The 25111-nt window shown below is 38.6% G+C and carries 19 protein-coding genes; 13 read left to right on the top strand and 6 right to left on the bottom strand.

The window, feature by feature from the left end:
• Window positions 1-35: 35 nt before the first annotated feature.
• Window positions 36-1970: a 30S ribosomal protein S1 gene (rpsA, locus tag AC07VK_RS00165; RefSeq protein ID WP_057933658.1), complete on the top strand. Its 1935-nt coding sequence runs from the start codon at window positions 36-38 to the stop codon at window positions 1968-1970.
• Window positions 1971-2376: 406 nt separating this feature from the next.
• A complete protein-coding gene (locus tag AC07VK_RS00160) occupies window positions 2377-4044 on the top strand; it encodes a beta-N-acetylhexosaminidase (protein ID WP_492957459.1) in 1668 nt (555 codons plus the stop codon).
• Here AC07VK_RS00160 and AC07VK_RS00155 read toward each other — a convergent pair.
• The gene (locus AC07VK_RS00155) at window positions 4041-4967 is read right to left on the bottom strand and encodes an AraC family transcriptional regulator (RefSeq protein WP_492955661.1); all 927 of its coding nucleotides are present in this window, start codon (window positions 4965-4967) and stop codon (window positions 4041-4043) included. The genes AC07VK_RS00160 and AC07VK_RS00155 overlap by 4 nt on opposite strands.
• Window positions 4968-5302: 335 nt before the next feature.
• Here AC07VK_RS00155 and AC07VK_RS00150 point away from each other — a divergent pair, with 335 nt between their 5' ends.
• The 3 genes from AC07VK_RS00150 (at window position 5303) to AC07VK_RS00140 (ending at window position 7816) form a co-directional block, all read left to right on the top strand.
• A complete protein-coding gene (locus tag AC07VK_RS00150) occupies window positions 5303-6808 on the top strand; it encodes an aldehyde dehydrogenase family protein (protein WP_492957457.1) in 1506 nt (501 codons plus the stop codon).
• A 109-nt stretch (window positions 6809-6917) separates the two neighbouring features.
• On the top strand, window positions 6918-7292 hold the full coding sequence (locus AC07VK_RS00145; protein WP_190326337.1) for a DUF779 domain-containing protein: 375 nt from the start codon (window positions 6918-6920) through the stop codon (window positions 7290-7292).
• Window positions 7293-7609: 317 nt separating this feature from the next.
• The gene (locus AC07VK_RS00140) at window positions 7610-7816 is read left to right on the top strand and encodes a hypothetical protein (RefSeq protein ID WP_492957455.1); all 207 of its coding nucleotides are present in this window, start codon (window positions 7610-7612) and stop codon (window positions 7814-7816) included.
• Here the strand turns inward: AC07VK_RS00140 and AC07VK_RS00135 are convergent.
• Window positions 7813-8214, bottom strand: coding sequence for a thiol-disulfide oxidoreductase DCC family protein (locus AC07VK_RS00135; protein ID WP_492955658.1), 402 nt, complete (start codon window positions 8212-8214; stop codon window positions 7813-7815). The two genes, AC07VK_RS00140 and AC07VK_RS00135, sit on opposite strands and share 4 nt — an antisense overlap.
• Before the next feature lie 361 nt (window positions 8215-8575).
• On the opposite strand from AC07VK_RS00135, the gene pyrR reads away from it, so the two are divergent.
• The 7 genes from pyrR to AC07VK_RS00100 all read left to right on the top strand — a co-directional run bounded on the left by pyrR (window position 8576) and on the right by AC07VK_RS00100 (window position 17464).
• Window positions 8576-9124, top strand: coding sequence for a bifunctional pyr operon transcriptional regulator/uracil phosphoribosyltransferase PyrR (pyrR, locus tag AC07VK_RS00130; RefSeq protein WP_190326340.1), 549 nt, complete (start codon window positions 8576-8578; stop codon window positions 9122-9124).
• 2 nt (window positions 9125-9126) lie between these two features.
• Window positions 9127-10056 carry an aspartate carbamoyltransferase catalytic subunit gene (locus tag AC07VK_RS00125; protein ID WP_029279355.1) on the top strand — a complete coding sequence of 310 codons (930 nt, stop codon included), beginning with the start codon at window positions 9127-9129 and terminating at the stop codon, window positions 10054-10056.
• A gap of 589 nt (window positions 10057-10645) precedes the next feature.
• Window positions 10646-13669 carry a tetratricopeptide repeat protein gene (locus tag AC07VK_RS00120; protein WP_492957453.1) on the top strand — a complete coding sequence of 1008 codons (3024 nt, stop codon included), beginning with the start codon at window positions 10646-10648 and terminating at the stop codon, window positions 13667-13669.
• Window positions 13670-13673: 4 nt separating this feature from the next.
• Window positions 13674-15371 (top strand): TonB-dependent receptor, encoded by a 1698-nt coding sequence (locus AC07VK_RS00115; protein WP_492957451.1) that lies wholly within the window; start codon window positions 13674-13676, stop codon window positions 15369-15371.
• Between the two features lie 219 nt (window positions 15372-15590).
• A complete protein-coding gene (locus AC07VK_RS00110; protein ID WP_492957449.1) occupies window positions 15591-16298 on the top strand; it encodes a DUF2071 domain-containing protein in 708 nt (235 codons plus the stop codon).
• Between the two features lie 26 nt (window positions 16299-16324).
• The gene (locus AC07VK_RS00105) at window positions 16325-16882 is read left to right on the top strand and encodes a hypothetical protein (protein WP_492957447.1); all 558 of its coding nucleotides are present in this window, start codon (window positions 16325-16327) and stop codon (window positions 16880-16882) included.
• A gap of 84 nt (window positions 16883-16966) precedes the next feature.
• Window positions 16967-17464, top strand: coding sequence for a hypothetical protein (locus tag AC07VK_RS00100; protein ID WP_492957445.1), 498 nt, complete (start codon window positions 16967-16969; stop codon window positions 17462-17464).
• A 71-nt stretch (window positions 17465-17535) separates the two neighbouring features.
• Here the strand turns inward: AC07VK_RS00100 and AC07VK_RS00095 are convergent, their stop codons facing one another.
• The 4 genes from AC07VK_RS00095 to AC07VK_RS00080 are packed head-to-tail and all read right to left on the bottom strand — an operon-like array spanning window position 17536 to window position 23976.
• Window positions 17536-19137 (bottom strand): SusD/RagB family nutrient-binding outer membrane lipoprotein, encoded by a 1602-nt coding sequence (locus AC07VK_RS00095; RefSeq protein WP_492957443.1) that lies wholly within the window; start codon window positions 19135-19137, stop codon window positions 17536-17538.
• A 3-nt stretch (window positions 19138-19140) separates the two neighbouring features.
• Window positions 19141-22242: a SusC/RagA family TonB-linked outer membrane protein gene (locus AC07VK_RS00090; protein ID WP_492957441.1), complete on the bottom strand. Its 3102-nt coding sequence runs from the start codon at window positions 22240-22242 to the stop codon at window positions 19141-19143.
• A 32-nt stretch (window positions 22243-22274) separates the two neighbouring features.
• A complete protein-coding gene (locus AC07VK_RS00085; RefSeq protein ID WP_492957439.1) occupies window positions 22275-23288 on the bottom strand; it encodes a FecR family protein in 1014 nt (337 codons plus the stop codon).
• 46 nt (window positions 23289-23334) lie between these two features.
• Window positions 23335-23976 (bottom strand): RNA polymerase sigma-70 factor, encoded by a 642-nt coding sequence (locus AC07VK_RS00080; RefSeq protein ID WP_492957437.1) that lies wholly within the window; start codon window positions 23974-23976, stop codon window positions 23335-23337.
• Window positions 23977-24126: 150 nt separating this feature from the next.
• Here AC07VK_RS00080 and AC07VK_RS00075 point away from each other — a divergent pair, with 150 nt between their 5' ends.
• Window positions 24127-25023, top strand: coding sequence for an ROK family protein (locus AC07VK_RS00075; protein WP_492957434.1), 897 nt, complete (start codon window positions 24127-24129; stop codon window positions 25021-25023).
• Window positions 25024-25111: the final 88 nt, after the last annotated feature.

Raw genomic sequence — 25111 nt, 5'->3', positions numbered from 1 at the left:
GTCCCTAAATAGGGAAAAAAGGAGATAATTAATTAATGGCTAAAAAACAAGTAGCAGAAAAAGAATTAGCAGCTAAAACAGCTGAACTTCAGGGAGAAGGCGGACGCCTAACTGAAAAAGAAACTATTGAATCAGAAGCTGATTCAGTTTCGATCGAATCGATCAAATCATCATTGGCTACACCATCGGAAGATTTCGATTGGGATGCAGATGAAAAAGTTTTCGGTAATTACAATGATGCAGACCGTAAAAAGTTTGAAGATATGTATGCCGGAACATTCAATCAGATCACTAAAGGTGAAATCATCAGCGGTATCGTTGTTTCAATTAACAACAAAGACGTAGTATTAAACGTAGGTTTCAAATCAGACGGTTTAGTTTCTACTTCAGAATTCCGTGATACACCAGATCTTAAAATCGGCGATTCAGTTGACGTTTTCGTTGAAGCACCAGAAGATGCTAACGGTCAATTGATCCTTTCTCGCAAAAGAGCAAAAACCCAAAGATCATGGGAAGCAATTAACGAGGCTCTTGAAAATGATAGAATCATCAACGGTTTCGTTAAGAGCCGTACTAAAGGTGGTTTAATTGTTGATATCATGGGCGTTGAAGCTTTCTTACCAGGATCTCAAATTGATATTAAACCAATCCGCGATTACGATGTATACGTGGGTAAAACAATGGAATTCAAAGTTGTTAAAATTAACCATGAGTTTAAAAACGTAGTCGTTTCTCATAAAGTGTTAATTGAAGACGATTTAGAAAGCCAAAAAGTAGAGATCGTTTCTAAATTAGAAAAAGGTCAGGTATTGGAAGGTACTGTTAAAAACATTACTGATTTCGGTGTGTTCATCGATTTAGGTGGTGTTGATGGTTTACTTCACATTACTGATATTTCTTGGGGCCGCATAGAGCATCCAAAAGAAGTATTATCATTAGATGAGAAAATCAACGTGGTTGTTTTAGATTTCGATGATGAGAAAAAACGTATCGCTTTAGGCTTAAAACAATTAACTCCACACCCTTGGGAGAACTTAAGCACCGACATCCAGGTTGGTTCTAAAGTAAAAGGAAAAATCGTAACTGTTGCAGATTACGGTGCTTTCTTAGAAATCATCCCAGGTGTTGAAGGTTTAATCCACGTTTCTGAAATGAGCTGGTCACAAAACTTAAGAAATCCACAAGAATTCTTAAAAGTTGGTGATGAGATCGAAGCTGAAGTTTTAACTTTAGACAGAGACGAGCGCAAAATGAGCTTAGGTATTAAACAATTATCTAACGATCCATGGCAAGAAGTTGCTGCTAAATTCCCAGTTGGAAGCAAGCATAAAGCAACTGTTAAAAACATGACTAACTTCGGTGTTTTTGTTGAAATCGAAGAAGGTATTGATGGTTTAATCCACATCTCTGATTTATCTTGGTCTAAAAAAGTAAACCACCCTAACGAATTCACTAAAGTTGGTGATGTATTAGACGTTGTTGTTTTAGAACTTGATGTTGATAACCGTAAATTAAGCTTAGGTCACAAACAATTGGAAGAAAACCCTTGGGATACTTTCGAAACGATCTTCACTTTAGATTCGGTTCACCAAGGAACAGTTGTTAAAGTAACTGATAAAGGTGCTGTTATTGCTTTACCATATGGTGTAGAAGGTTTCGTACCAACTAAACACATGGTTAAAGAAGATGGTACTTCAGTTAAAGCTGAAGAAACTAACGACTTCAAAATCATCGAGTTTAACAAAGAAGCTAAACGCATCGTTGTTTCTCACGCCCGTATTTGGGAAGAAGTTAAAGCTGAAGCTGTAGCTGAAGAAAGAGCAACTAAGAAAAAAGAAGCTAAAGCTGCTGTAACTGCTGTTAAAAAAGTTAAAGATTCTGTAGAGAAATCTACTTTAGGAGACTTAGACGTATTAGCTCAATTGAAATCGCAATTAGAAGGCGAAGAAAGCAAAGCTAAAAAAGGCTAGTTCTTTTTAACTGATCATATTAATCCCGATAGCGAAAGTTATCGGGATTTTTTTGTGCTTATTTTTGCTACTCCGCTTATCATTCAGCCACAGAAACACGGAATGCACCGATCCCACCACAAATCGTCATTGCGAGAAGGCTTTTTCAGCCGACGAAGCAATCTCATTAGCGCAATTAAAAAAAAGACAGAAGCTTATATTTTCTCAAATGCCTTATATGGTAAATAATAACTAGAAAACGAAAGCAACAGCTCATCGGTAACTCCTGCCCCGCTATACTTTCTGCCGTGAAAAACGGCATTCATCCTATCGGGTTTATGTAACATATGTAGTTCGTCCTGCCAAACCTTTTCCTTTCAACCACCTATAATTATTACTTTTGAAAAAGTAACCTACCCTTTTCAGCATGAGAAAAATTATCCTTTTGTTTTTAACAGTTATTTCGTTTAAACTTTCAGCACAGGAAGTGAATATTATTCCGCAACCTGCAAAACTGGAAATAAAATCAAAAGAATTGCCGTTTAAAATAGATAGCACTACCGTAATATATACAAATGATTCATTGGCTAGTCCATCAATAACTTTTCTTCAAAATTACCTTAGTAAAAATTATAATTTCCAACTCAAAATAAATAGAATCCCAGACATAAGTCGAACTAACGCTATAAATTTGATAATCGCCGAAAAGTTTTCTAATCCAAAAGAATACATTCTAACGGTTACGAATAAATCAATAATTATAGGCGCTACTTCTGACACATCTATCTTTCAAGGCATTCAAACCTTGATTCAACTATTACCAACTTCAAAATCACTTCCACTTCAAATCCCATCGGTTTCTATTACCGATTACCCCCGCTTCGATTATCGCGGCATGCATCTGGATGTAAGTCGCCATTTTTTTGACGTTGCTTTTGTAAAACAGTACATCGATTATTTAGCGCTTCATAAAATGAATTATTTCCATTGGCATTTAACTGATGACCATGGCTGGAGAATAGAGATTAAAAAATATCCTAAGCTTACGGAAATTGGAGCATGGAGAAATGGAAGCATCATGGGTTTATGGCCCGGACAAGGAAACGAGCATATAAAATATCAGGTATTGCCGGCAGATGTAAAAATTACGCCAAAAGATGCCGTTATTAAAACCGATGGTATCCGCCACGGTGGTTATTATACCCAAGAACAAATTAAGGATGTGGTTGATTATGCTGCTAAACGTTACATCACCATTATTCCTGAAATAGAAATGCCTGCACACAGCATGGCCTTATTGGCTGCTTACCCAGCATTGGGAACAAGGCCAGATAAAAAATACGCAGTTGCCGAAACCTGGGGAATGATGAACAAATACAACAATGTACTTCAGGCTTCTGACACAACTTTTAAGTTTCTGGAAAATGTATTAACTGAGGTAATGGCTTTGTTCCCTTCGCAATACATCCATATTGGTGGTGATGAAGCTTCTAAAGTATGGTGGAGACAATCTGCTGTTTCGCAACAGATTATGAAAGCTAATGGTTTGAAAAATGAAAGTGAGCTACAGAGTTATTTCATTCGCAGGATGGAAAAATTTGTAAATAGCAAAGGCAAAACCATTATCGGTTGGAACGAAATCTTACAGGGCGGTTTAGCCCCTAATGCAGTTGTAATGAGCTGGCAAGGAGAAAAAGGCGGTATAGATGCCGCAAAACAAAACCACAAGGCCATTATGACACCCGAAGATAAGATGTATTTCAATCATGGTCAATTTGTAAAAGAAGACAGTTTAACCGCAAACAAATTTTCTCCTTTAATTAATGTTTACAATTATGAACCCATACCAGCAGAATTAAATGCCGAACAGGCAAAATACATTTGGGGCGCGCAGGGCTGTTTGTGGAGTGAATACATTACCAATCCGGCAAAAGTGCAATATTTAATCTTTCCCCGATTAGATGCCTTGAGCGAAGTTTTGTGGAGTCCGAAAGAAAAACGGAATTATCCAGATTTTCAAAAAAGGCTAAAAACACAGTTTAAACGCTACGATTTAATAGGGATTACCTATTCGAAAAGATATTTAGAAAATTAGTGGATTAGCTGATTTGCCACCTGTAATTGGTATGCTCCTGGTGTAATCCCGACATTCTTTTTAAATGCCCTGATAAAGTAATTGGCATCACTGAAACCAAGCTCGTAACTGATTGATGCTACCTTAGCCCCAGGCTGGGCCAGTAAAAGTTTGGCTTTGTTAATCTTTTCGGTTAAAATAAAATCATTTGGGCTGATACCGAGCTCGCGCTTAAACAACCGGTAAAATGTGGCTTTGCTCATGCAGGCCTTATCGCTCAGACTATTGATACTGATCTTTTCATTGAGATTTGATTTAATATAGTTCAGTACAAAAGCCAACGGATTTTGATTGAGGTTATAACCATCATCGCTAATGGTTTTAAGATTTTGGGTCTGCATAATGCGGACCAACAGTTCTTTTAAGGTTAAATCGGCCAAAACATCTTTTTCTTTTGTTCGTTCTGAGCATATCCTGATCACTTTATTAATGAGATAGGCAATCTCTTCATTGTTGTAGAAATGGTATTCATCGTAATTTAACAGCCATTTTTCGTTGCTTCCTTCTTTTGGGAAAAACTCGTTTAAATAAGCAATTGTTTTTTGGATCTGCTCCTGATCGATAGCCAGAGCAATACATTGGGTAGGATTAAGGTTAGAAGCTTCAGGAAAATCAATTTCCATGGTAACGGCCGGCGGAACAATAACAGTTTGGCCAGGAAAATAATCAAAGCCTTTCTTATCGAATAAATGCATCACTTTTTTCCCCCTCAACATACTCGTAATTACGAAATCGTTAAAAGTAAGCGGAACTTTATACGATTCGGTATAGGTTTCGAAAACATTTAATTCGCATCGCTCTAAGGTGTATGAGGTTCTGTTCTCTACCAAAGTTTGCAACGTTTCCGAAGCACTGAGCTTTACCTGATCTAATGTATGTTGCATAAACCGAAATAATTTGGTTAGAAATATTTGCTATAAATCAAATATAACTATTTCATCTGTTTATACCTCACCTCCAAAACACCTACTCTAGCTACACAGACCTCAATTTTAGCTGGCTGGCCACTAGGATCGCTTAGCGTTTCAATATGGTTACATAAGCTGAAACAATAGTGCTATCAATTGATCCGATTATACTATCTGCTCCGTCTGCTTTGCCATTAGGTTTGTATTAACCAAATCTTATAACCGCAAAAATCATGATGAGCAATTTCTTTAAAATACTATACCTAAACCGCTCATGATGGTTTTTAAGAATTTAATAATCAATAATAATTATGGAAAATTTAATTGAGAAACCATCATTCAAAACTCATTACGATAATTACATCGGAGGGAAATTTGTAGCACCAGTTAAAGGCGCTTACTTCGATAACATATCGCCGATTGATGGCAAAGTTTTTACTAAAGCAGCACACTCCACCAAAGAGGATTTAGAGTTAGCCGTTGATGCTGCCCACGAAGCATTTAAAACCTGGAGCAAAACCTCCTCTACCGAAAGAAGCATCATATTGAACAAAATTGCACAACGGATGGAGGATAACCTCGAATATCTGGCAGCAGTTGAAACCATAGATAATGGAAAAGCGGTTAGAGAGACCTTAGCGGCAGATTTACCGCTGGGTGTAGATCACTTCAGGTACTTTGCAGGGGTCATCCGCGCAGAGGAAGGATCTCTATCAGAACTCGACCAGAATACGGTTTCGTTAATTGTACACGAACCAATTGGTGTAGTGGCCCAGATTATTCCATGGAATTTTCCACTATTAATGGGCATCTGGAAACTGGCTCCTGCCCTCGCTGCCGGCAACTGTGTGGTTTTAAAACCAGCAGAAAGCACGCCAGTTTCGATTATGGTTTTAATGGAATTAATCGGCGATTTATTGCCGCCGGGCGTAGTAAATGTGGTAAACGGATTTGGTTCAGAGCTTGGCCGTGCATTGGTTACCAATCCTAAAGTTTCGAAAGCTGCATTTACGGGCTCTACCCCTACAGGCAGATTGGTCATGCAATATGCTACCGAAAATATTATACCCGTTACACTGGAGCTTGGTGGAAAATCGCCTAACATTTTCTTCAGCTCAGTAATGGCCGAAGATGATGCCTTTTTAGATAAAGCAGTAGAAGGAGCTGTAATGTTTGCCTTAAACCAAGGCGAAATTTGTACCTGCCCATCTCGTTTATTGATCCAGGAAGATATTTACGAAAAATTTATTGCGAAGGTAATTGAGCGAACTAAAGCAATAAAAATAGGTAGTCCATTGGATAGAACCGTAATGATGGGTGCTCAGGCCTCTAAAATACAATTCGAAAAAATTGCCGCTTACATTAAGTTAGGTAAAGAAGAAGGTGCTGAAGTTTTGACTGGGGGAGAAATTAATGAACTACCTGGCGAATTGGGGGGTGGTTATTACATCAAACCAACCATCTTTAAAGGCCATAATAAAATGAGGATTTTCCAGGAGGAAATTTTCGGTCCGGTATTGGCCGTTACAACCTTTAAAACAGTTGAAGAGGCCATTGAAATTGCAAACGATACTTTGTATGGTTTAGGTGCTGGTGTGTGGACCCGCGATGCACATGAGCTTTATCAAGTGCCAAGAGCCATTCAGGCTGGCCGTGTTTGGGTTAACCAATACCACGCATACCCTGCTGGTGCTCCTTTTGGCGGCTACAAACAATCAGGTGTGGGTAGAGAAAACCATAAAATGATGTTAGGCCACTACCGTCAGACTAAAAACATGCTCATTTCTTACGATAAAAATAAATTAGGTTTCTTTTAACAGGAAATAAAGATTTACAAATCTAGTTCCGCTGATTTTGTCGATTTCCGCAGGTCTTAAAGATCTGCGGTTTTCAAAAAAAGTCCCATTTCAACCTAAAAAACAAATCATGATCAAGCGTATAGACAGTACAGAAAAAGCAAAAGAGCTGATTGCCATACTTAAAGAAAAACACGGAGAACTTATGTTTTACCAAGCTGGTGGATGTTGCGAGGGTACACAGCCACAATGTTTCGAAAAAGGAGGCTACTACCTGCGGATGCGCGATGTTTGTTTGGGTGAAATAGAAGGCTGCGAGTTTTGGGTAGACCGGGATCTTTTCGAGTACTGGAAATTCTCTCACTTTACTTTAGATGTGCTGGATGGATTTGGTGTGGGTGGTTTTTCTTTAGAAACCCCGCTTCAAAAAACATTTAAAATTCACTACAGACTGTTCTCTGAAGAAGAACTAAAAGATCTTGAGCCCGTTAAAACGGCAGAATAAATATTGTTAGTTGGTAAACACAGGTCAGTTTGGAGAAATCCGGCTGACTTTTTTTGTTTATATATTCTATAATAAATCGTCATCTCGACTGGAACGCAGTGAAATGGAGAGATCTACCTCGATAGATTTAGTTTCACTGCTCACTACCTGGTTCTCGACTTCGTTGCACTCTATTCGAAATGACGACCTCTGTGATATATCATCCATCATTTCACCTTATTTCTAATATCTTTTGTTTAAAAAGCTTTGAGATCACGCTAATAAAAAGCATGTGTAATTTTAAAAATTTATGCAATCTTTGCATTAAAAATTAAACCATGCGTAAACTATTTGCCCTCCTTTCTACCATCATTACCCTATTTGCTATCAAAGAAACGGTACATGTATTTACTTCTACTGAGGCAGACATGGTTAAGCAAAAAGCGATCATGATTGTAATTGCCTTAAGTATTACTATACCGTTGCTTATTTTAACACTTTGGCTTTGGTCGCCGGGTAGAAAGAAAAATGGTCAACAAAACTAAGCGATAAACTTACTTTTCAACTCAGGTGTTGGCACCCAGCAACTTTCCTGCCTGCCCCACCATTGGTAACGGTTTTTAGCAATAATATCGTAAAACCAATCACGGATAAATTTCGGAACCAGGAGAAATACATAAAGTAGCGGAATCAATCCATTAAGTTTTCCGGCTACCCGCAATGCCGCTGATGATTTGGTGTAAAGCCTCCCCTCCTGTAATAACAAAATGGTATTTAACTTCTGAGGATCAGCATTAAATTTCGACAGCACTTCTTTGGCGTAATCACCTTGTAGCGCCGTAAATTTGAATTGATCTTTTTTATCGTGTGCAATAACAAACTGAACCGATGCATTGCACAGATTACAAACGCCATCAAAGAAGATTACAGGTTGCCCGATCATATGCTATAAAAATAAAGTTTTTTAAGCTAATAAATATCTGAGGAATGTCTAATAACCATTAGTTGATAAGCGGAGGCAGAAATATCTGATGAATATAACACGTTAGTTTTTCCCATAATTGCAGAAACTGGCCACCTAAACCGGATGGAAACGGCAGCTTCCGATTGAAAACCGGAACTATAGTGTACAGCCGGACTAACATTAAAATGAAAAACATCCATTGCTTTCCAAAAAACATTGCAAATGAAAAATAGATTTTTAAATGCTGTAACAGAACAATTTAGCATTCAAAAAATAAAACAATCCAGCTTCAACTTTCTTACCTTAAAACATTTTTATATATTTGCCCAATCCTTCTTCAATGCAAAAGAAAACACTTCTTGACGGACAAAAAATTCAGATTACAATTAAGAGGCTCTGCCATCAATTAATTGAAAACCACGACGATTTCGCAAATACCGTTTTAATTGGCATCCAGCCAAGGGGTATTTTTTTAGCAGATCGCATTCATCAGGATCTTCAACAGATTCTAAAAAACAAGAAAATTTTAAAGGGAAACCTTGATATTACTTTCTTTAGAGATGATTTCCGCCGTAAAGACGGGCTGGTTACCGCAAGCAGCAACTCGATCGATTTTATTATCGAAGGCAAAAAAGTAATCTTAATTGATGATGTACTTTGGACCGGCAGAACCATTAGGGCCGCACTTGATGCCCTACTTGCCTATGGCCGCCCAGAGAAAGTTGAACTTTTGGTTTTAATAGACCGCAGGTTTAGCAGACATTTACCTATCGAACCCGATTACATTGGGCATCAGGTAGATAGTTTAAACTCGCAACAGGTAAAAGTAACCTGGGCGAGCGAAGGAAGTGAAGACAAAGTGATTTTAATATCCGAAAATAATAAATAAAAATGGCAGCAGAAAAACTATCAACCCGACATCTTTTAGGCATTAAAGATATTAACCGGAATGATATTGAATTGATTTTCGAAACTGCAGACAATTTCAAGGAAGTGATTAACAGACCGATAAAAAAGGTCCCTTCGCTCCGTGATATTACCATTGCCAATATCTTTTTCGAAAACTCTACCCGTACCAAACTTTCTTTCGAACTTGCAGAAAAAAGGCTTTCGGCCGATGTGGTCAATTTTGCTGCCTCATCTTCATCAGTAAGCAAAGGCGAAACCCTGATCGATACTGTAAACAATATCTTATCAATGAAAGTTGATATGGTGGTGATGCGCCACCCTTATGCGGGTGCTGGTCAGTTTCTAAGTAAACATGTTAAAGCGCAGATTGTAAATGCCGGAGACGGTGCACACGAACACCCAACACAAGCCTTACTTGATGCTTTCTCCATCCGCCAAAAACTGGGCGATGTAGCCGGCAAAAAAGTAGTAATAGTGGGCGATATCCTACACTCTCGTGTAGCGATCTCAAACATCCTTTGCCTGCAGCGTTTAGGCGCAGAGGTAATGGTTTGCGGGCCTACTACATTAATCCCGAAACACATCCACCAACTTGGAGTAAAAGTTGAGCATAACCTAATTAAAGCGCTGAACTGGTGCGATGTAGCAAACATGCTACGTATCCAATTGGAGCGTCAGGACATTAAATATTTCCCTTCGTTAAGGGAATATGCCATGATGTATGGCTTAAACAAACAGATCTTAGATAACCTCGATAAAGAAATCATTGTCATGCACCCTGGCCCAATAAACAGAGGTGTTGAGATTACCAGTGATGTAGCCGACAGCAAACAATCAATCATTTTAGAACAGGTAGAAAACGGAGTGGCTGTGAGAATGGCTGTGCTGTATCTATTGGCAAGTCAGGGGTAGGTTAGTTCAATAGTTCATTGGTCATTGGTTCATTAGTACTGGGTTCATAAACTAGCATAGTACATTGATAATCGTTCATTAGTGCATATTTCATAGACCAGTATCGTGCATTAATAATTGTTCATCTCTCCGTGTTACCGAGCCCAGTATAGTCCATTGTTCATTATAGTGCTAATAATAATTAATTTCTCTCAAACGGTTTACTGGATGTAAACAACGGTCAATCAGCCTATCTACATGATTTCTATAAAAATTGCGATCAGCAGCAAGAAGGCTTGGTCGGAAAAAGCCACCCAATGACCAATAGTGGGACTAATGAACTAGTGACAAATGAACCGATGAACCTCTACTGGATGCGGCGGCGCACCAATGAACTAATGGCTATTGAACCAATGAACCGTTAAGGGATGTGGCGGTACCAATGACGAATGAACTAATGACCAACGAACCTAATTTTTCCACATTCGTTCAGCCTTCAATACCAAACCAAAAATCCTATCGTTAATTTGTGTTATTAACAGATGTTAATTACTTCTGTTGATAAGCTTTGATACTATTTCTAATTTAGTACCAACCATATTTGAAACCAATGCAGAAAAAATACCTACTAATTCCGCTAATTTTAGCAGGAAGTTTTAGCACCTACGCTCAGGTTAGCGCTGTGCAAAACCTCAACAAAAACTATCAAACGGGCTTAGAATTATTAGACAAAGAAAAATACACAGCGGCGGCACAACAGTTTAAACTTGTTGAGCTGCAACGTTATAAACCTTCTACCCAAACGGAGAGCAATGCCGAATTATCTTTACTGAAAGAGAATGCGAAATTTTATGCGGCTGTTTGTGCATTAGAGTTAACCAATAGCGATGCCGAAAGTTTGTTTCAGGCATTTATCCGCGATTATCCATTAAACCCAAACACCAAACTGGCTTATTTTTACGTTGGAAAAACTTATTTCAACCAGAAAAACTATAAAAAAGCTTTAGAATGGTTCGAAAAAACAGATCCTTCTACACTTTCGGGCAAACAAAGAAACGAATACCAGTTTAAACAGGGTTACGCCTATTTCGAACTTAAAGACTACGACAAAGCAGAGCCTTTATTCGAAAAAGTTAAAAAAGAAGAAGGCGATTTCCAGGAAAGTGCCACCTACTACTTTGCTTACATTAATTACTTAAACAAAGAGTATAAAACGGCATTGGCCAACTTCGAAAAGTTAAAGGGCTCCCCTACTTATGAGGCGAGTTATCCATACTACATCACTTCGATGTATTACCTTGACGAGCGTTACGATGATGTAATCAGCTATGCTTTGGCAGCTATTCAAAAAACAAAACAACAGTTCGAACCAGAAATGTTAAGTTTGGTTGCGGCATCATACTTTGCAAAATCTGAATTCAAAAACGCTGAAAAGTATTTCGCCGAATATTATTCAAAAGATAAAAGCGAAACCAAAAACAACCTCTTCATTTACCAGTACGGATACGCTTTGTTCCAGAATAAAAAGTACAAAGAGTCGGTTGCCATTTTAGAAAAACTAAATACCGATGATGTTTACCTTCAAAATGGTATGCATACTTTGGGTAAGGCCTTTATTCAATTGGGCGATAAACCAAAAGCGCAGAGTGCTTTTTTCAGGGCATCGCGTTTAAGTTTTGATAAGGGTATTCAGGAAGAAGCCTGGTTAAATTATGCCAAATTAAGTTACGAATTAGAATTCCACCAACAGGCTTTAGAGGCTACGCAGGGTTTCTTAAAAACTTTCCCAAAATCGCGTAAAATAAACGAAGCGAAAACTTTATTGGGCGAGGTTTTATTAACCACCAAAAACTATCAGGCGGCTGTAGACATTTTAGAACCTATTCCGGATAAAAACCTTGAGGCTAAAGAAGCTTATCAAAAGGTGACCTATTTCCGTGGATTAGAGTTTTATAATGAAAGGGCTTTCCCTAATGCATTATCGATGTTTTTACGTTCTGAAAAGTTCCCAGAAGACAATGAAATTAATGCTTTAAACACTTACTGGAAAGCAGAATCGATGTACGAGTTGCGTAAGTTTGGTGAAGCGGTTACCAATTTCGAGAAATTCTTGAAGATGCCAGATGCAGATAAAACCGGGGTTTACAATTTCGCGAATTATGCTTTGGCTTATGCGGCTTTCGAAGATGAAAAATACAGCAAGGCAGCTACTTATTTCGAAAAATTCCTTGCGGGTAGTGATAAAGACCAAAAAACGATTGATGATGCCACCATCCGTTTAGCCGATTCGTATTTTGTAAACAAAAACTATGGTGATGCAATGGCGAATTACAACAAGATCATCAGTCGCAAAACCACTTCAGAAGATTATGCCACTTTCCAGAAAGGAATGATCCAGGGATTGGAAAACCAGTACGATGCAAAAATTGCAACCATGCAGAGTTTATTGAAGGCTTTTCCAAACTCGAACTATGCAGATGATGCTGGTTTCGAAACCGCATACACCTATTTCAACAAAGGCGATTTCGATAAATCTAAATCAGATCTGGTAGAATTGGTTGCTAAATACCCACGCAGTAGTTATGTAGCAAAAGCTTTGGTTACCATTGGCTTGGTTCAATACAATCAGGATCAGGACGATGCGGCTTTAGAATCGTTTAAAAAGGTAATCCGCGATTACCCTACTGCCGATGAAGCCAAACAGGCAATGGAATCGATCAAGAACATTTATGTAGACCGTGGCGATGCAAATGGTTTTATTGCTTATGCTGCTACTACCCCACTCGGAAATTACTCGGGCTCAGAACAGGATAATATCGTTTTTGCGGCAGCCAACAACACCTACTTAAAAGGCGATGCCAACGGGGCATTCCAGGCTGTAAATGCTTATTTTGATAAATTTCCTAAAGCCAACCATGAAAAAGAGGCTAAATTTATCCGGGCAGAATCGCTGGTGAAACTGGGCAGGCCCGATGAAGCCATTCCTGATTACGAATTTATCTTAAACGACTGGACGAGCGATTATACCGAACGTTCTTTGGTAAGCATCTCTCAACTCTTCTTAAATCAGAAGAAATACAATGAGGCGATTGTTTACCTGAAAAGATTAGAAACTACAACCGATTACAAGTCGCACTATAGTTTTGCCATCAACAATTTGTTAAAGGCTTACACCGCTTTAAACATGCCTGATGACATGCTTAAATATGCACAGCTGACCAGAGAATCGGAAAAAGCTTCTGAGGAAGAAAAAAACAGTTCGAGTTTATTCTCTGGTAAGGCTTACTTGTTAAAAGGCGATACCACCACGGCAATTAAGGAGTTTAAAAATGTAGTGGCCAAAACAAAAACCGTTGCTGCAGCCGAAGCGAAATATAATTTAGCTTTATTGGAATACAATAAAGGTGATTTCAAAACCTCATCTAAAACCTGTTTCGATCTGATTAACAACATGGCGGCTTACGATTATTGGGTAGCAAAGGCGTTTATCCTTTTATCTGATAACTATGTGGCCCTGAAAGATAATTTACAGGCAAAAAGTACACTTCTCAGTATAATTGATAACTACGAAGGCAAGGATGATATTATCCCTACAGCCAAAGAAAAACTAGAAAAACTAAACCAGAAGAAGTAGCATTATGAAATCGATTAAATATATATATAGTTCACTGTTTTTTTTAGCTGCCGGATTAACGACTGCTCAGGCGCAGGATAAAAAGGCCGATGAAAAAACAGTAGTAAACGAAGAAATTGAAGTAGTTCGTCCATATAAACCAATTTTGGCTGAGGCTGTAAAGCTGAGAAGAAGCCCGAATTTAGATGATGTTAAAACTTACAAAGCAAAATTAAACTACAGTATTTTGGATAGAAAGCTGGAGTTGAACAGTGATATCCAAAAGCTACAGGCACAAGCCCTAGCCGAAGAAAAAGAAAGCATATTGGTTAACAATTACGTAAAAGGTGCATTCGGGTCGTTGGCTACTCTTTTAGGTGAAGCTTATTTCAATACCGGTAAAGATGAAGGTTTACAGGTTGGTGGATACTTTAAACATTTTAGTCAGGAAGGAAAGCTGAACAAGCAGAATAGCAGTAACCAACAGTTAAGTGTTTTTGGCCGTAGTATTTTAGAACAAAATACCGTGAGTGGCCGCATTAATTTTGAACGCAACGGCACCTACTTTTATGGTATAGATGATGCCAGACCTACGCTAAACCCTAACCCTGATAAACAGGCCTTAACCACCATTGAACTGGAAGGTGAGCTGGTAAAAAACTTTACTGAAGATGAAGATGCTTTTAGTTATGCTTTAAAAGCCAATGGTTATATCTGGAATGATAAATTTAGCGCAAAAGAAAACTACCTGAGCTTAAACGGTTACGTAAACAAACGTATTAATTCGTTAAACTTAGGTTTAGCCGCATCAACCGAATTCGGTAATAGCAAAGATGCTTTAACCAGTGTTGGCAATAACCTGTTGCGTTTAAATCCGTACATCCGCTTACAGGTTAAAGGCGCTAAAATTACAGCGGGGATTAATTTTGTACAGGAGTTTGGCGCATATAGCAGCTCTAGAATCTTTCCTGCCGTTACTGCCGATTTCACTTTAATTCCTGATTATTTACAGGTTTTCGGAGAAGTTAAAGGCGATGTAAACAGAAACTCATTAAAAGGCTTTACCGATGAAAACCCTTGGTTAAACAGCAATATCGTGGTTAGAAACACAGTTGAAAAGTTAAGTTTCAGTGCGGGTATTAAAGGTACCGGTGGCCCGGGTTTTGGTTACAAAGCGCGTGTATATGTAAAACAGTTTGATGATATGCCTTTGTTCATCAACAACTATACTGATTTTAACAAATTTGATGTGATATATGATTTCGGTAAAACGAAATTAACAGGTTTAGAAGGTGAAATTTCCGTTCAGGTAAGTGATGCCTTAAAATGGACAGGTAAATTAAACATCGACGATTGGAAGCCTGCTTCAGAAACCTACTCTTGGTTTAAACCGGGTTTAAAAGTAAGTTCTAACTTTGTTTATACCTACAATAAAAAACTAAGCTTTAACGCTGGTGTTGTAATCCAGGATGATATTAAAGCAAAAGTAAACATTTCCAACCCAGTTAATCCTGCACAATATGTGATCCCAAATCCGTTGATAGAGGAAATTCAAACAGTAAAAGGTTATGTTGATTTGGGGCTTGGTGCAGATTATAGGATCAACAAAAAGTTCTCCGTTTTTGCAAAAGCAAACAACATCTTAAATACAAACTACAGCAAATATTTGTACTATCAAGTAAACGGATTTAATATCTTCGGAGGATTGACGTATTCGTTTTAAGCTATTAAATCGTAAAATTCATTTTTATCTGATATGCCTTTAAGTTTAACCTTAAAGGCATATTTTTTTGTAGGCTTAGATCGGCCGATCATTAGCAAAACAGTTTTAAGATAATTATTTCCAGAAAAAATTATTAGCACCTACTCTCTTAATTGAACAACATTATTTTATTGTGATTTCGACTATATTTACTTCAGTTAGCGGAAAAATTAAAGCGAAATGAGAATCCCAACAATACACGGATATATTGACAGAAGAATCTTAATCAACTTCACAGCCGACCCAAAGATTGTGAAAGAACTGATTCCCTTTCCTTTTAGGCCAAAAGTTTATATGGAAAAGGCTATTGTTGGAATATGCTTAATCAGACTAAGAAATATAAAACCAAAAGGGTTACCAAACTTTATGGGCGTAAATTCTGAAAATGGTGCGCATCGAATTGCAGTTGAATGGGACGAGGATGGTGTAACAAAATCAGGAGTTTATATACCACGTCGGGATACTTCGCTAAAATTAAATGCGCTCATTGGTGGACGAATATTTCCTGGCAAACACTTTCATGCAAAGTTCAATGTAGGAGAAGAAAACGGAAATTATCAAATTAGCTTTAAAAGCTCAGATAATACCGAAATATTAATTGATGCTAATGAGACTTCTTTGTTTGATAATAAATCAATTTTTAAAACACTAGAAAATGCATCTGACTTTTTTGAAAACGGCGACCTTGGATATTCACCAAATAAAGACAAATTTGATGGTCTGAGATTAAAAGCATACCATTGGAAAGTTAGGCCACTTGAGGTTTTGAAAGTAAAATCGAGTTTTTTTGAAAACGAAGATCTTTTCCCCCCAGGATCGGTGACTTTTGACAATGCACTACTTATGACAAACGTTGAGCATGAGTGGAAAAGCGAAACAGACAAATAACCATAAACATTTTAGATCAAACAAGCATGAAGCAACTATTCATAACCATCTTTACCATTATGGCCCTTACCTCTTATGGCCAGGATAAAAACAATTATACTCATTTCAATAAATTAACAGAACTTGAAGGGACAGATTTTGTGATTGCGAGCGTTGAAAATTGGGGAAAAATAGCTGATGCCAAAAACAAATACCTGTTGTTCATTAATACTAAAAACGGACAAAGCAAACAGGTAGATTTCCCGGCTGATGGTTATTTCGAAAAAATTGAACAAGTGAAGATTGATAATTTAGGGATTAACCACATTATTATTTCTGCTCAAACGATCGACCTTGACGAAAAAAAGGGAATTGACTGGAACGACCCAAAACAGATTATCATCTTATCACCTGACGGACAAAAAAGAACACAGTTAACAGATAACAAACTCTTCGTAAGGACCTGGGTTGTGAATAAACAAACAGGAATGATGGTTGTAACAGGGCACACTGACTCCAACAACAATAACAAGTACGACAAAACGGATAAAAGCGAAATTTTAATTTACAACTTAAAAACGCTGAAACTAGTTAGTAAAATTTGAGAGAAGATTTACTAGCGTTTCGCCGATATAAATTGAGGATAAGCCTCAAAAACCGACTATTAACACCCTTAAAAATACGCTCCAATGAAAATATTTAATATACAGCCCATCACAATAAATGAATACATCTATAACGATGAATATCTGGCAGAAAGCAAAACAAATTGGGGTTATTCATCCGGATTTGAAATTACCGGCGAGAAGGTAGGGGCTTTAAATATAATGTACATTTCATTCGATATTATTTATAATGTAGGTAGTACCAACGAAAAAGAAGTGGTTACCCACACTGGTCCGGGTAAGTACAGCGTTGCCATTTCATTTGAAGAAGGTGATGACGTATTTATCTCTTACAAAAGCTCTTGTCAGTTTAACTTTGAAAGTGAAGGCTTAGCTGCTGATATAACTTCCTTAACTGATTTTTTAAGGGATTATCAAGCGCATACCATATCATTTTTTAATCAATACGGACATAAGCCCTTAATCGCAATTGAAGAAGAAACGCGAAAACAACAGCCGCTACTGGCCGATGCCAAATTAGCAATCGAAAACTTACGGGCGAACAATATGTACGAGTTTTAACACAACCTGCTTCTACTAATAAAACCCGCTCTTATCCAGCAATGCATACTGATAGGGTTTTCTCCAATTGATTACTTATCCCACCAAACCCTAGCTGTAAGCACATCGCCTCCCGCTATCCTGGCTACCGCATCTTTATAATTTTGAGGGTTGTTCAGTACCTCTGTTGAAAGATAGATCATCCGGCGGGGAATAGTGCCATTGGTAACGTTGCCTTTGTAATTTACAGGAATAAGCTTTGGATAATCGCTCCTTTTCCAGTTTAGCCAGGCTTCTATGAAATTAAAATCCGTTCCTGTAGTTACCCAGTATTGTGTATTGATTGCGCTTAGTGCATTTTGTGTACTGCTTTCATCAAGTGGATTCTGGTTTACAAATGCAGTGATTTTATTGGCATCAACCGCAGCTAAAGGATCCAGCTGCGCAAGTGATTGGATTGCACCGGTTAAGCCATTGGTGTAGTGCAGGTTTGCAGTTCCATTTATATTCCATCCCCTCACTTTAGCCTCTGCAAGCAAAAATTCAATTTCAGCATAACTCAGGATAAAAATTGGCCCGCCTAATTTAAGGTACATCGCGGTGCGTGGTCTGGAATATTTTCCAAGCGGAGCAAAATCACTTCCGCTACCCGTACCGCCTGGATAGTTTGGCGAATGACTGATATCGGTATTTCCACCCTGTAGATCGTATCCATTTGGCAACCCAAGCTGAACAGTTGCATCGGTATTTCCGCTTAAATTCTGATCCGCATTTCTGGTCAGTCCGTCTTTTGGTACCTCACCTATCACACCCAATCTGGGGTCGTTGGTATTTTTTAACTGATCAATTAAGGTTTTACTCCAACGTACTTCCAGATAGTCGGAAAATGTTCTTAAAGCAAGCGATGTTCCATTTTGACTGTTAAAAGAGGAAGCATCGGTTAAAAGAATCGCATTGTCGTTAATACTGGTAAAAGTTTTGCCCGCAGCCTTTTCGGTCCAAATTCTGGCCTTCTCTGGATCTGCTTTCGTTAACCGCATGGCAATCCTAAGCATTAACGAATAACCAAATTTTTTCCATTTACCGATATCCCCTTTATAAAAAAGATCAGCGCTTGGCCCGGGTTTTTCGGCATCCAGTTGCGCAGTAGCCGCTTCGAGATCGTTCAGCATTTGGGTGTAAATATCTTCCTGACGGTCGTAAACCGGATATTTAATACCTTGCATGGCTTTAACCGCCTGCGTATAGGGCACATCGCCATAAGTATCGGTAATCCGTTGCAAAATCAACACAAACATAACATCACCAATCGCAATCAGGTTTTTATAGGCCACCGGATCTTTTAATCTGGCCAGTCGTTGCATCTCTCTGATGTAAGCGGCATCGGCATAACCTTCATCAAAAATACGCCCCTGATAATCGGTAAAACTGCCTACATTGATATATTTATCGCCATTGTTGTAATAGTAATACGTAGAGGCCAGTAGCTGCATCATGGTACTCTGATACAACAGCTGATAATAACCTAAATTGGCATATTTTAACTGTGCCTGTGCGAGTAGGCTGTTTGGATCGTAATTTTCTTCGGTGAGTTTGGTCGGGTCGGTATTAATCTCATCCAGTTTCGCTTTAGAACAACTGCCCATCAAAACCAGGAAGAACATACCCATAAAATATAACTTGTTCCGGCTCATCCTTTATTTGAATTTAAAATTAAAATTAATCCCAAATGTACGTGTTGCAGGCAATGAAGCCCCTTCTATCCCCGCATAACCCAATGTAGGCGAAAACTGCGATTCAGGATCTATATTTTTAGTGTATTTAAGCAAGGTAAACAGGTTCCGCGCAACCAGATCTATCCCTATACTGCTAAAAGGTGTTCTTTTTAAAAAATGTTCGTTAAAATTATAACCTAATGTGGCCTGCCTGAGCTTTACAAAACTGCCATTGAGTACCGATAATGTAGAAATATTGGTGGCTAGTTCAGGGTAATAGGCATAAGCGGGAACGTTAATGGCATTTTTTTGCCCATTTTCCAATACCCCATCGGCAACAATACCTGTTTCTCTACCGATTAAGGTGGCTTTATTTAAACCAAGCACATAACTGTAATATTCTGTTGCGGATAGGATTTTATTGCCAAAGCGATAATCGATCAAAAAGGAAAAACTAAACTGTCTATAGTTAAAACTGTTGGTTATCCCGCCGTATAAAGTAGGCATGGTGCCACCCATTGGAATAAAATTACCCCGTTTAGGTATGCCATCCGATCCGATAATGATGTTTCCATTAGCATCCCGCAGATAATCATAGGCCATAATCTGCGTAATCGGTTTGCCTACCACCAGTGCCGTATTGGCATTTAATGGCCGATAGGTGCCCGTAAGCGTATAATTACTGTTGCCATCGATAGAAAGCAAGGTATTCTTTACCTTAGTCATGTTAAAGTTAATCTGCCATTTGCCCTTTGTAGTAAGCAAGGGTGTGTAGCCTAAAGCAAGTTCTATCCCTGCATTCCGGGTTTCGCCAAGGTTAACATAGGCAGAGGTAAAACCTGTGGTAACCGATTGTTTTGCATTAATAATTTCGTTGTGTGTAATGCGGTTGAAATAGGTAAAATCGATATCCAAACGGCTATTGAAAAATTTAAGGTCTAGACCGGCCTCTATTTCATTTAGGGTAAACGGTTTTAAATTGTAGTTGGGTAAATCTCCTGAAAAACCACCTACTGGCACACCGTTTACCTGATTATCTACCGTATAATAGATCTGCGTGGTGTACGGGACGATGGGTTCGCCACTGGTTTTGGCAAAATCCAACCGCAATTTACCAAAATCGAGGGCTTTCAAATTCAGCAGATCTGAAAAAATAAAACTGCCTGATACCCCAGGTACAAATATGCCCCGGTTGTTAGCAGGCAAGGTAGAATAGATATCGTAACGCCCGGTAACAGAGAAGTTAAGATAACGCTGATAGCTGAGATCGGCAGTATAATAAGCCGATTCGGTTACAATTCTGGATATGGCCAATGTTTTGGTACTGGTAATCAGATTCTCTGGCACATACAGATACGGCACTTTAAACTGCGATCCTTTCAGTTTTTCGGTATTGCCCTTCCTTTCGCGGTAATTTGCGCCCATTGAAAATTCGAGGTTCAGTTTATCGCTCAGGTTTCTGGTTGCACTGAACAAAATATCACTATTGAGTTCTGCAGTATGGTTTTTATCATAGGCATTTATACCGCCCTGCCGGTTGATAGAAAAAGCAGTTCCAGTGGGCAAAATACTTACTACTTCATCTTTACTAGAATCGTAGCCAATTCTGCCTTGCAGTGATGCCCAGCTGGCCAGCTTATATTTTAATACGGCTGATGTGATGTAACGGTTTCTATTGGCATAATCGGCCTGTTTGTTCATTAAAAAATAAGGATTGGTTTTATATTCATCCGCATTCCACCGCGTTTCAAAGCCTGTTCCGGCATCAAAACCAGGAGCTAAGATCGATTGATCTAAACTGGTGGCCAAAGCTGAAATGCCATAATTTGGATTTAAAGGGCCATCGCTGAGGTAACTTTTGTTTTTGTTTCTTTCGTAAATGTAATTCCCAGTGAAACTTAACAATATTTTAGAACTTAGCGCCACTGTACCATAAAAATTTAACGTTTTCCGGTTTAAGGCTCCATTGCTTAAAACAGAATTGTAATCTAAATTGGAAACTGAAACACGATAGTTATTATTGGTATTTCCACCAACCAATGAAAGGGTATTAATAAAGGCCGGAGCAATCCGGTAAAAAGTCTGGATGTTATTTTTAACAGGAGCATAAGGCCGCATAGAGCCATCTATCTGGGGGCTTAATTTACCGTCCATAAGTTCTCCCCAGCTCAACAACCCCGTGGTAATTGCATTGTAGAGATCGGCAGGACGTTTATTTTGTGTACCCTGACCGTATAAATATTGAAAATCGGTAGAATTAACCGGCACATCGAAAGCCAGGTTAGTATTGTATTCGAATTTGGCTTTGGTATTCTCCCCTCCGCTTTTGAGGTTAATGAGGATTACGCCATTTGCAGCCCTGGCGCCATATAAAGCCGAAGCAGCCGAACCTTTTAATATCGTAATGGTTTCAATATCATCTGGATTGATATTGCTGATCCCATCGCCATAATCGGCCCCGCCATATTCATTTGCACTTCCACGAATGCTGTTATCAATGGGGACACCATTTACGATAAATAACGGAGAGGCAGCAGTCATACTAGAAACACCACGGATGAGTACGCGTGCCGCAGATCCCGGGCCACCGTTTACACCTGCAATGTTAAGACCCGCTACCCTACCCTGTAGCGCCATAATCATATTACTTTCTCTTGCCTTGGCGATGGAAGAACCTTTAATGGTAGTTAAAGCATAGCCAACTTTCTGGTTGTCTTTTTCGATACCCAAAGCCGTAATTACCACCTCTTTTAAAAAACGGACACTATCAGAACCCATTTTTCCTTCGGTATTTTTTCTGATTACGATTAAATTATTAGGCAAAAGAGAATAGGTATAATCGCTATTGCGCAGCAATTGATCAATCACCTTTATGGCCTCCTCTTCTTCTACCTTGATGGATACCTGATGTTTAGGAATTTTAGATTCACTGTACGCGAAATGATAAACAGTTTGTTGTTGTATAGCTTCTACAACCTGCTCAAAATTTGCTCCGTTAAAATTTAAGGTTACTTTAGTTTGCGCATTGGCACATAGCGGAAAAATCAATCCAATTAACAATATGATTCTCTGCGCACAATTCATGGCTACAAATATACATTGCTTAACTGTTTGTGCTAACGGTAGATATAGACATTTTTCCCCTTTATCGAATAATTGAAATTTTCGATCAGTTTTAGCACATTTAAAGCTTCGGTGATGGTTTCTTTATCTACATGCCCGGTAAATTTCACTGTTTTAAGATCAGCTTCTTTAAAGGTTATTTTAACATCGTACCATCGCTCAAAAAGCCTGGCAATTTCATCAAAACGGTTGTTTTTATAAATGAGTTCGTGGTTTGTCCATGCGGTTTCCATTACTTTGTCGTTCCCTGTTCCGGTAAAATAGGTGAGCTGGCTCAAATTTGGTTTACCACCAACAAGTGTAAATTTATCGTTTGGCTTTAAGATAAAAGTTTGCCTGGTATTATTGTTAAGCGAGATAGCAACACTTCCCCTGATTAAGGTAGTTTCGGTAAAAGCATCGTTTTGGTAGGCCTTAACGTCAAACGCTGTGCCCAGCACTTTTACGGCCAATTGCTCCGTGTGTACAATAAAGGGGTGTTGTGCATCTTTTTTCACTTCAAAAAAGGCTTCACCCGATAGGTAAACATTTCTGGTATCGCCACTAAAATGTTCAGGGTATTTCAAACTACTCCCCGAATTCATTTTCACGGTAGAGCCGTCGGCCAGTACAATGGTTTTCACCTCTGCGGCTTTGGTTAACGCCTGAGTTAATACCAACTGATTTGTTTTATTGAAGAAAATTACCGCTCTATTGTATATCAATGTACCTGCAATAACAATAGCGATAACCGCAGCAACTTTTAACCAGATGCTGTAAGATTTATTTTTGGCCACCGTAAAACCAGACGCTCCAGGAACGGTAATTTGAGCTTTGATCCGATCAAAAACCTGATCAATATTTTCATCCTCAACGGTTTCAGATTCAAAATAAGTTTGTAGCTGTTTATATTCTGTTCTAAGCGCTTCGTTATCGGCTAAAATCGATTTCAGTTCAACAGATTCATCCGGCGAAATTTCACCAGCCAATTGTTTTCCAAGCAATTCTGTAAATCTTTGATCTGTCATTTTTTTTCCGCCCTTTATTGTATGTTCCTTTTTCTGTTAAAATTGCCTACAAGAAATAAAAAAAAGATAAAGTACCCACTAAGATAATCAGAGAGATCATTTTTCCAAATTTTTTTTCATCCGGTCCTTTGTCTTGTAAGGGCTGTAATATTAAGCGGAGTTTTGCAATGGCCCTGAACAATTGGGTCTGCACCGTTCGGGGCGAAATGTTCAGCAGTTCTGCCACTTCCTTATATTTCATTCCACTTTCTTTAATCAATCTAAAAACAGTAGCTGCCTGAGGCGCCAAACCAGCAATGGCAAAGTCAAGTTGCCGGTGCAGTTCTTTGGTTTCCAAAATATAGTCTGGCGTTTGTGCTGTTACCGAAATATTCTCTTCAGCGTCAACTAAATCGATAAACGTAATTGAAGAATTTTTTTTAAGGTATTTAAGTGATTGATTTTTTACCGCGATAAAAAAATAACTTTCGGGATTTAATACATGGGTACTTGTTGCGCGGTTTTCCCAACATTTAACAAACACCTCGGTAACCAGGTCTTCTGCAGCCTGTTTATCAACCACATAGTAAATAGAAAATTTGATTAACCTACTGTACAGAAAGCGGTAAAGTTGCTCAAAAGATTTTATGTCATCCTCGAGACAAATCTTATTCCATAAAACGACTAGATCTGGCTTAGCTGCTTTCAACTTGGTTAGTTTGGTGAATCAAATGTAAGGTAATAAAAAATATTTCATAAAAAAATCTTCCCGCTGTAGGCAATTTAACAAAAAAAGGACTCTTCATTCGGTGCCATAATAAGGCGCAAGCCATTTATATATCTATTGAAGCAGAAAACGATGAATAAAAACAAATATGTAATGGGCATTGATATCGGGGGTTCGCACATTACGGCTGCCGTACTCGATATGCAGCAGCGGAACATTCTTAAAAATTCCTATACGCGCGAACGTGTCGACTCTCACGGTTCAACAGAACAGATTATCCACACCTGGTGCAATGCAATTACAGCAGCATATCGAAAGGTTGATATCCAAATTGGCCGTTTGGGTATTGCAATGCCAGGCCCTTTCGATTATGATAACGGTATCTCCTATATCGCGGGCAATGATAAATACGCAGCTTTTTATGGCCTAAACGTAAAAGATATGCTGGCCAGTGAACTGCAGATCGACCGCGATCAGATTTTAATGAGCAACGACGCTGCTTGTTTTTTGGCTGGAGAAGTGTTTGCAGGTGAGGCAAGTGCCTATCAGCACCTGATTGGTATTACATTGGGAACAGGTTTAGGAAGTGCGGTTTATCATGATGGAAAAGTTGACGATGCCAATTTATGGTGTGCTCCTTTTTTAGCTGGCATAACAGAAGATTATCTTTCCACGCGATGGTTTTTAAAACGTTATTATGAACTCACGGGGTTAAACATCCTAAATGTTCGCGAATTGACTATGCTTTATGATGAGAACCAGACAGTACGGAAAATATTTGCTGAGTTTAGCCATAACCTTGGGCTTTTCCTCAAAAAATTTCAACAGGATAATGTGGCTGAAGCCATTGTAATCGGTGGTAATATTGCCAACGCTTCCGATCGTTTTGTGCCCAATGTAATTAAATACCTCCATTCACAGGGCATTACTTCTCCAATACATATTTCGAAATTGAATGAAGATGCGGCCCTTGTAGGGGCCGCAGGTTGCTGGGCTACACAGACCTTTAAAAAGATCGAAAAAATCTAACAAAAAAAAATCAATTTTCTTGTAGGCAATTTGTGTAAGCAAAATACTCTTATCTATAAAACAGCCTGGATGGAATCCTTAAGGCGGC

It is taken from the genome of Pedobacter sp. GW821-FHT01D05, assembly GCF_059422505.1.
This window is presented reverse-complemented; position numbering and strand designations above follow the sequence as displayed.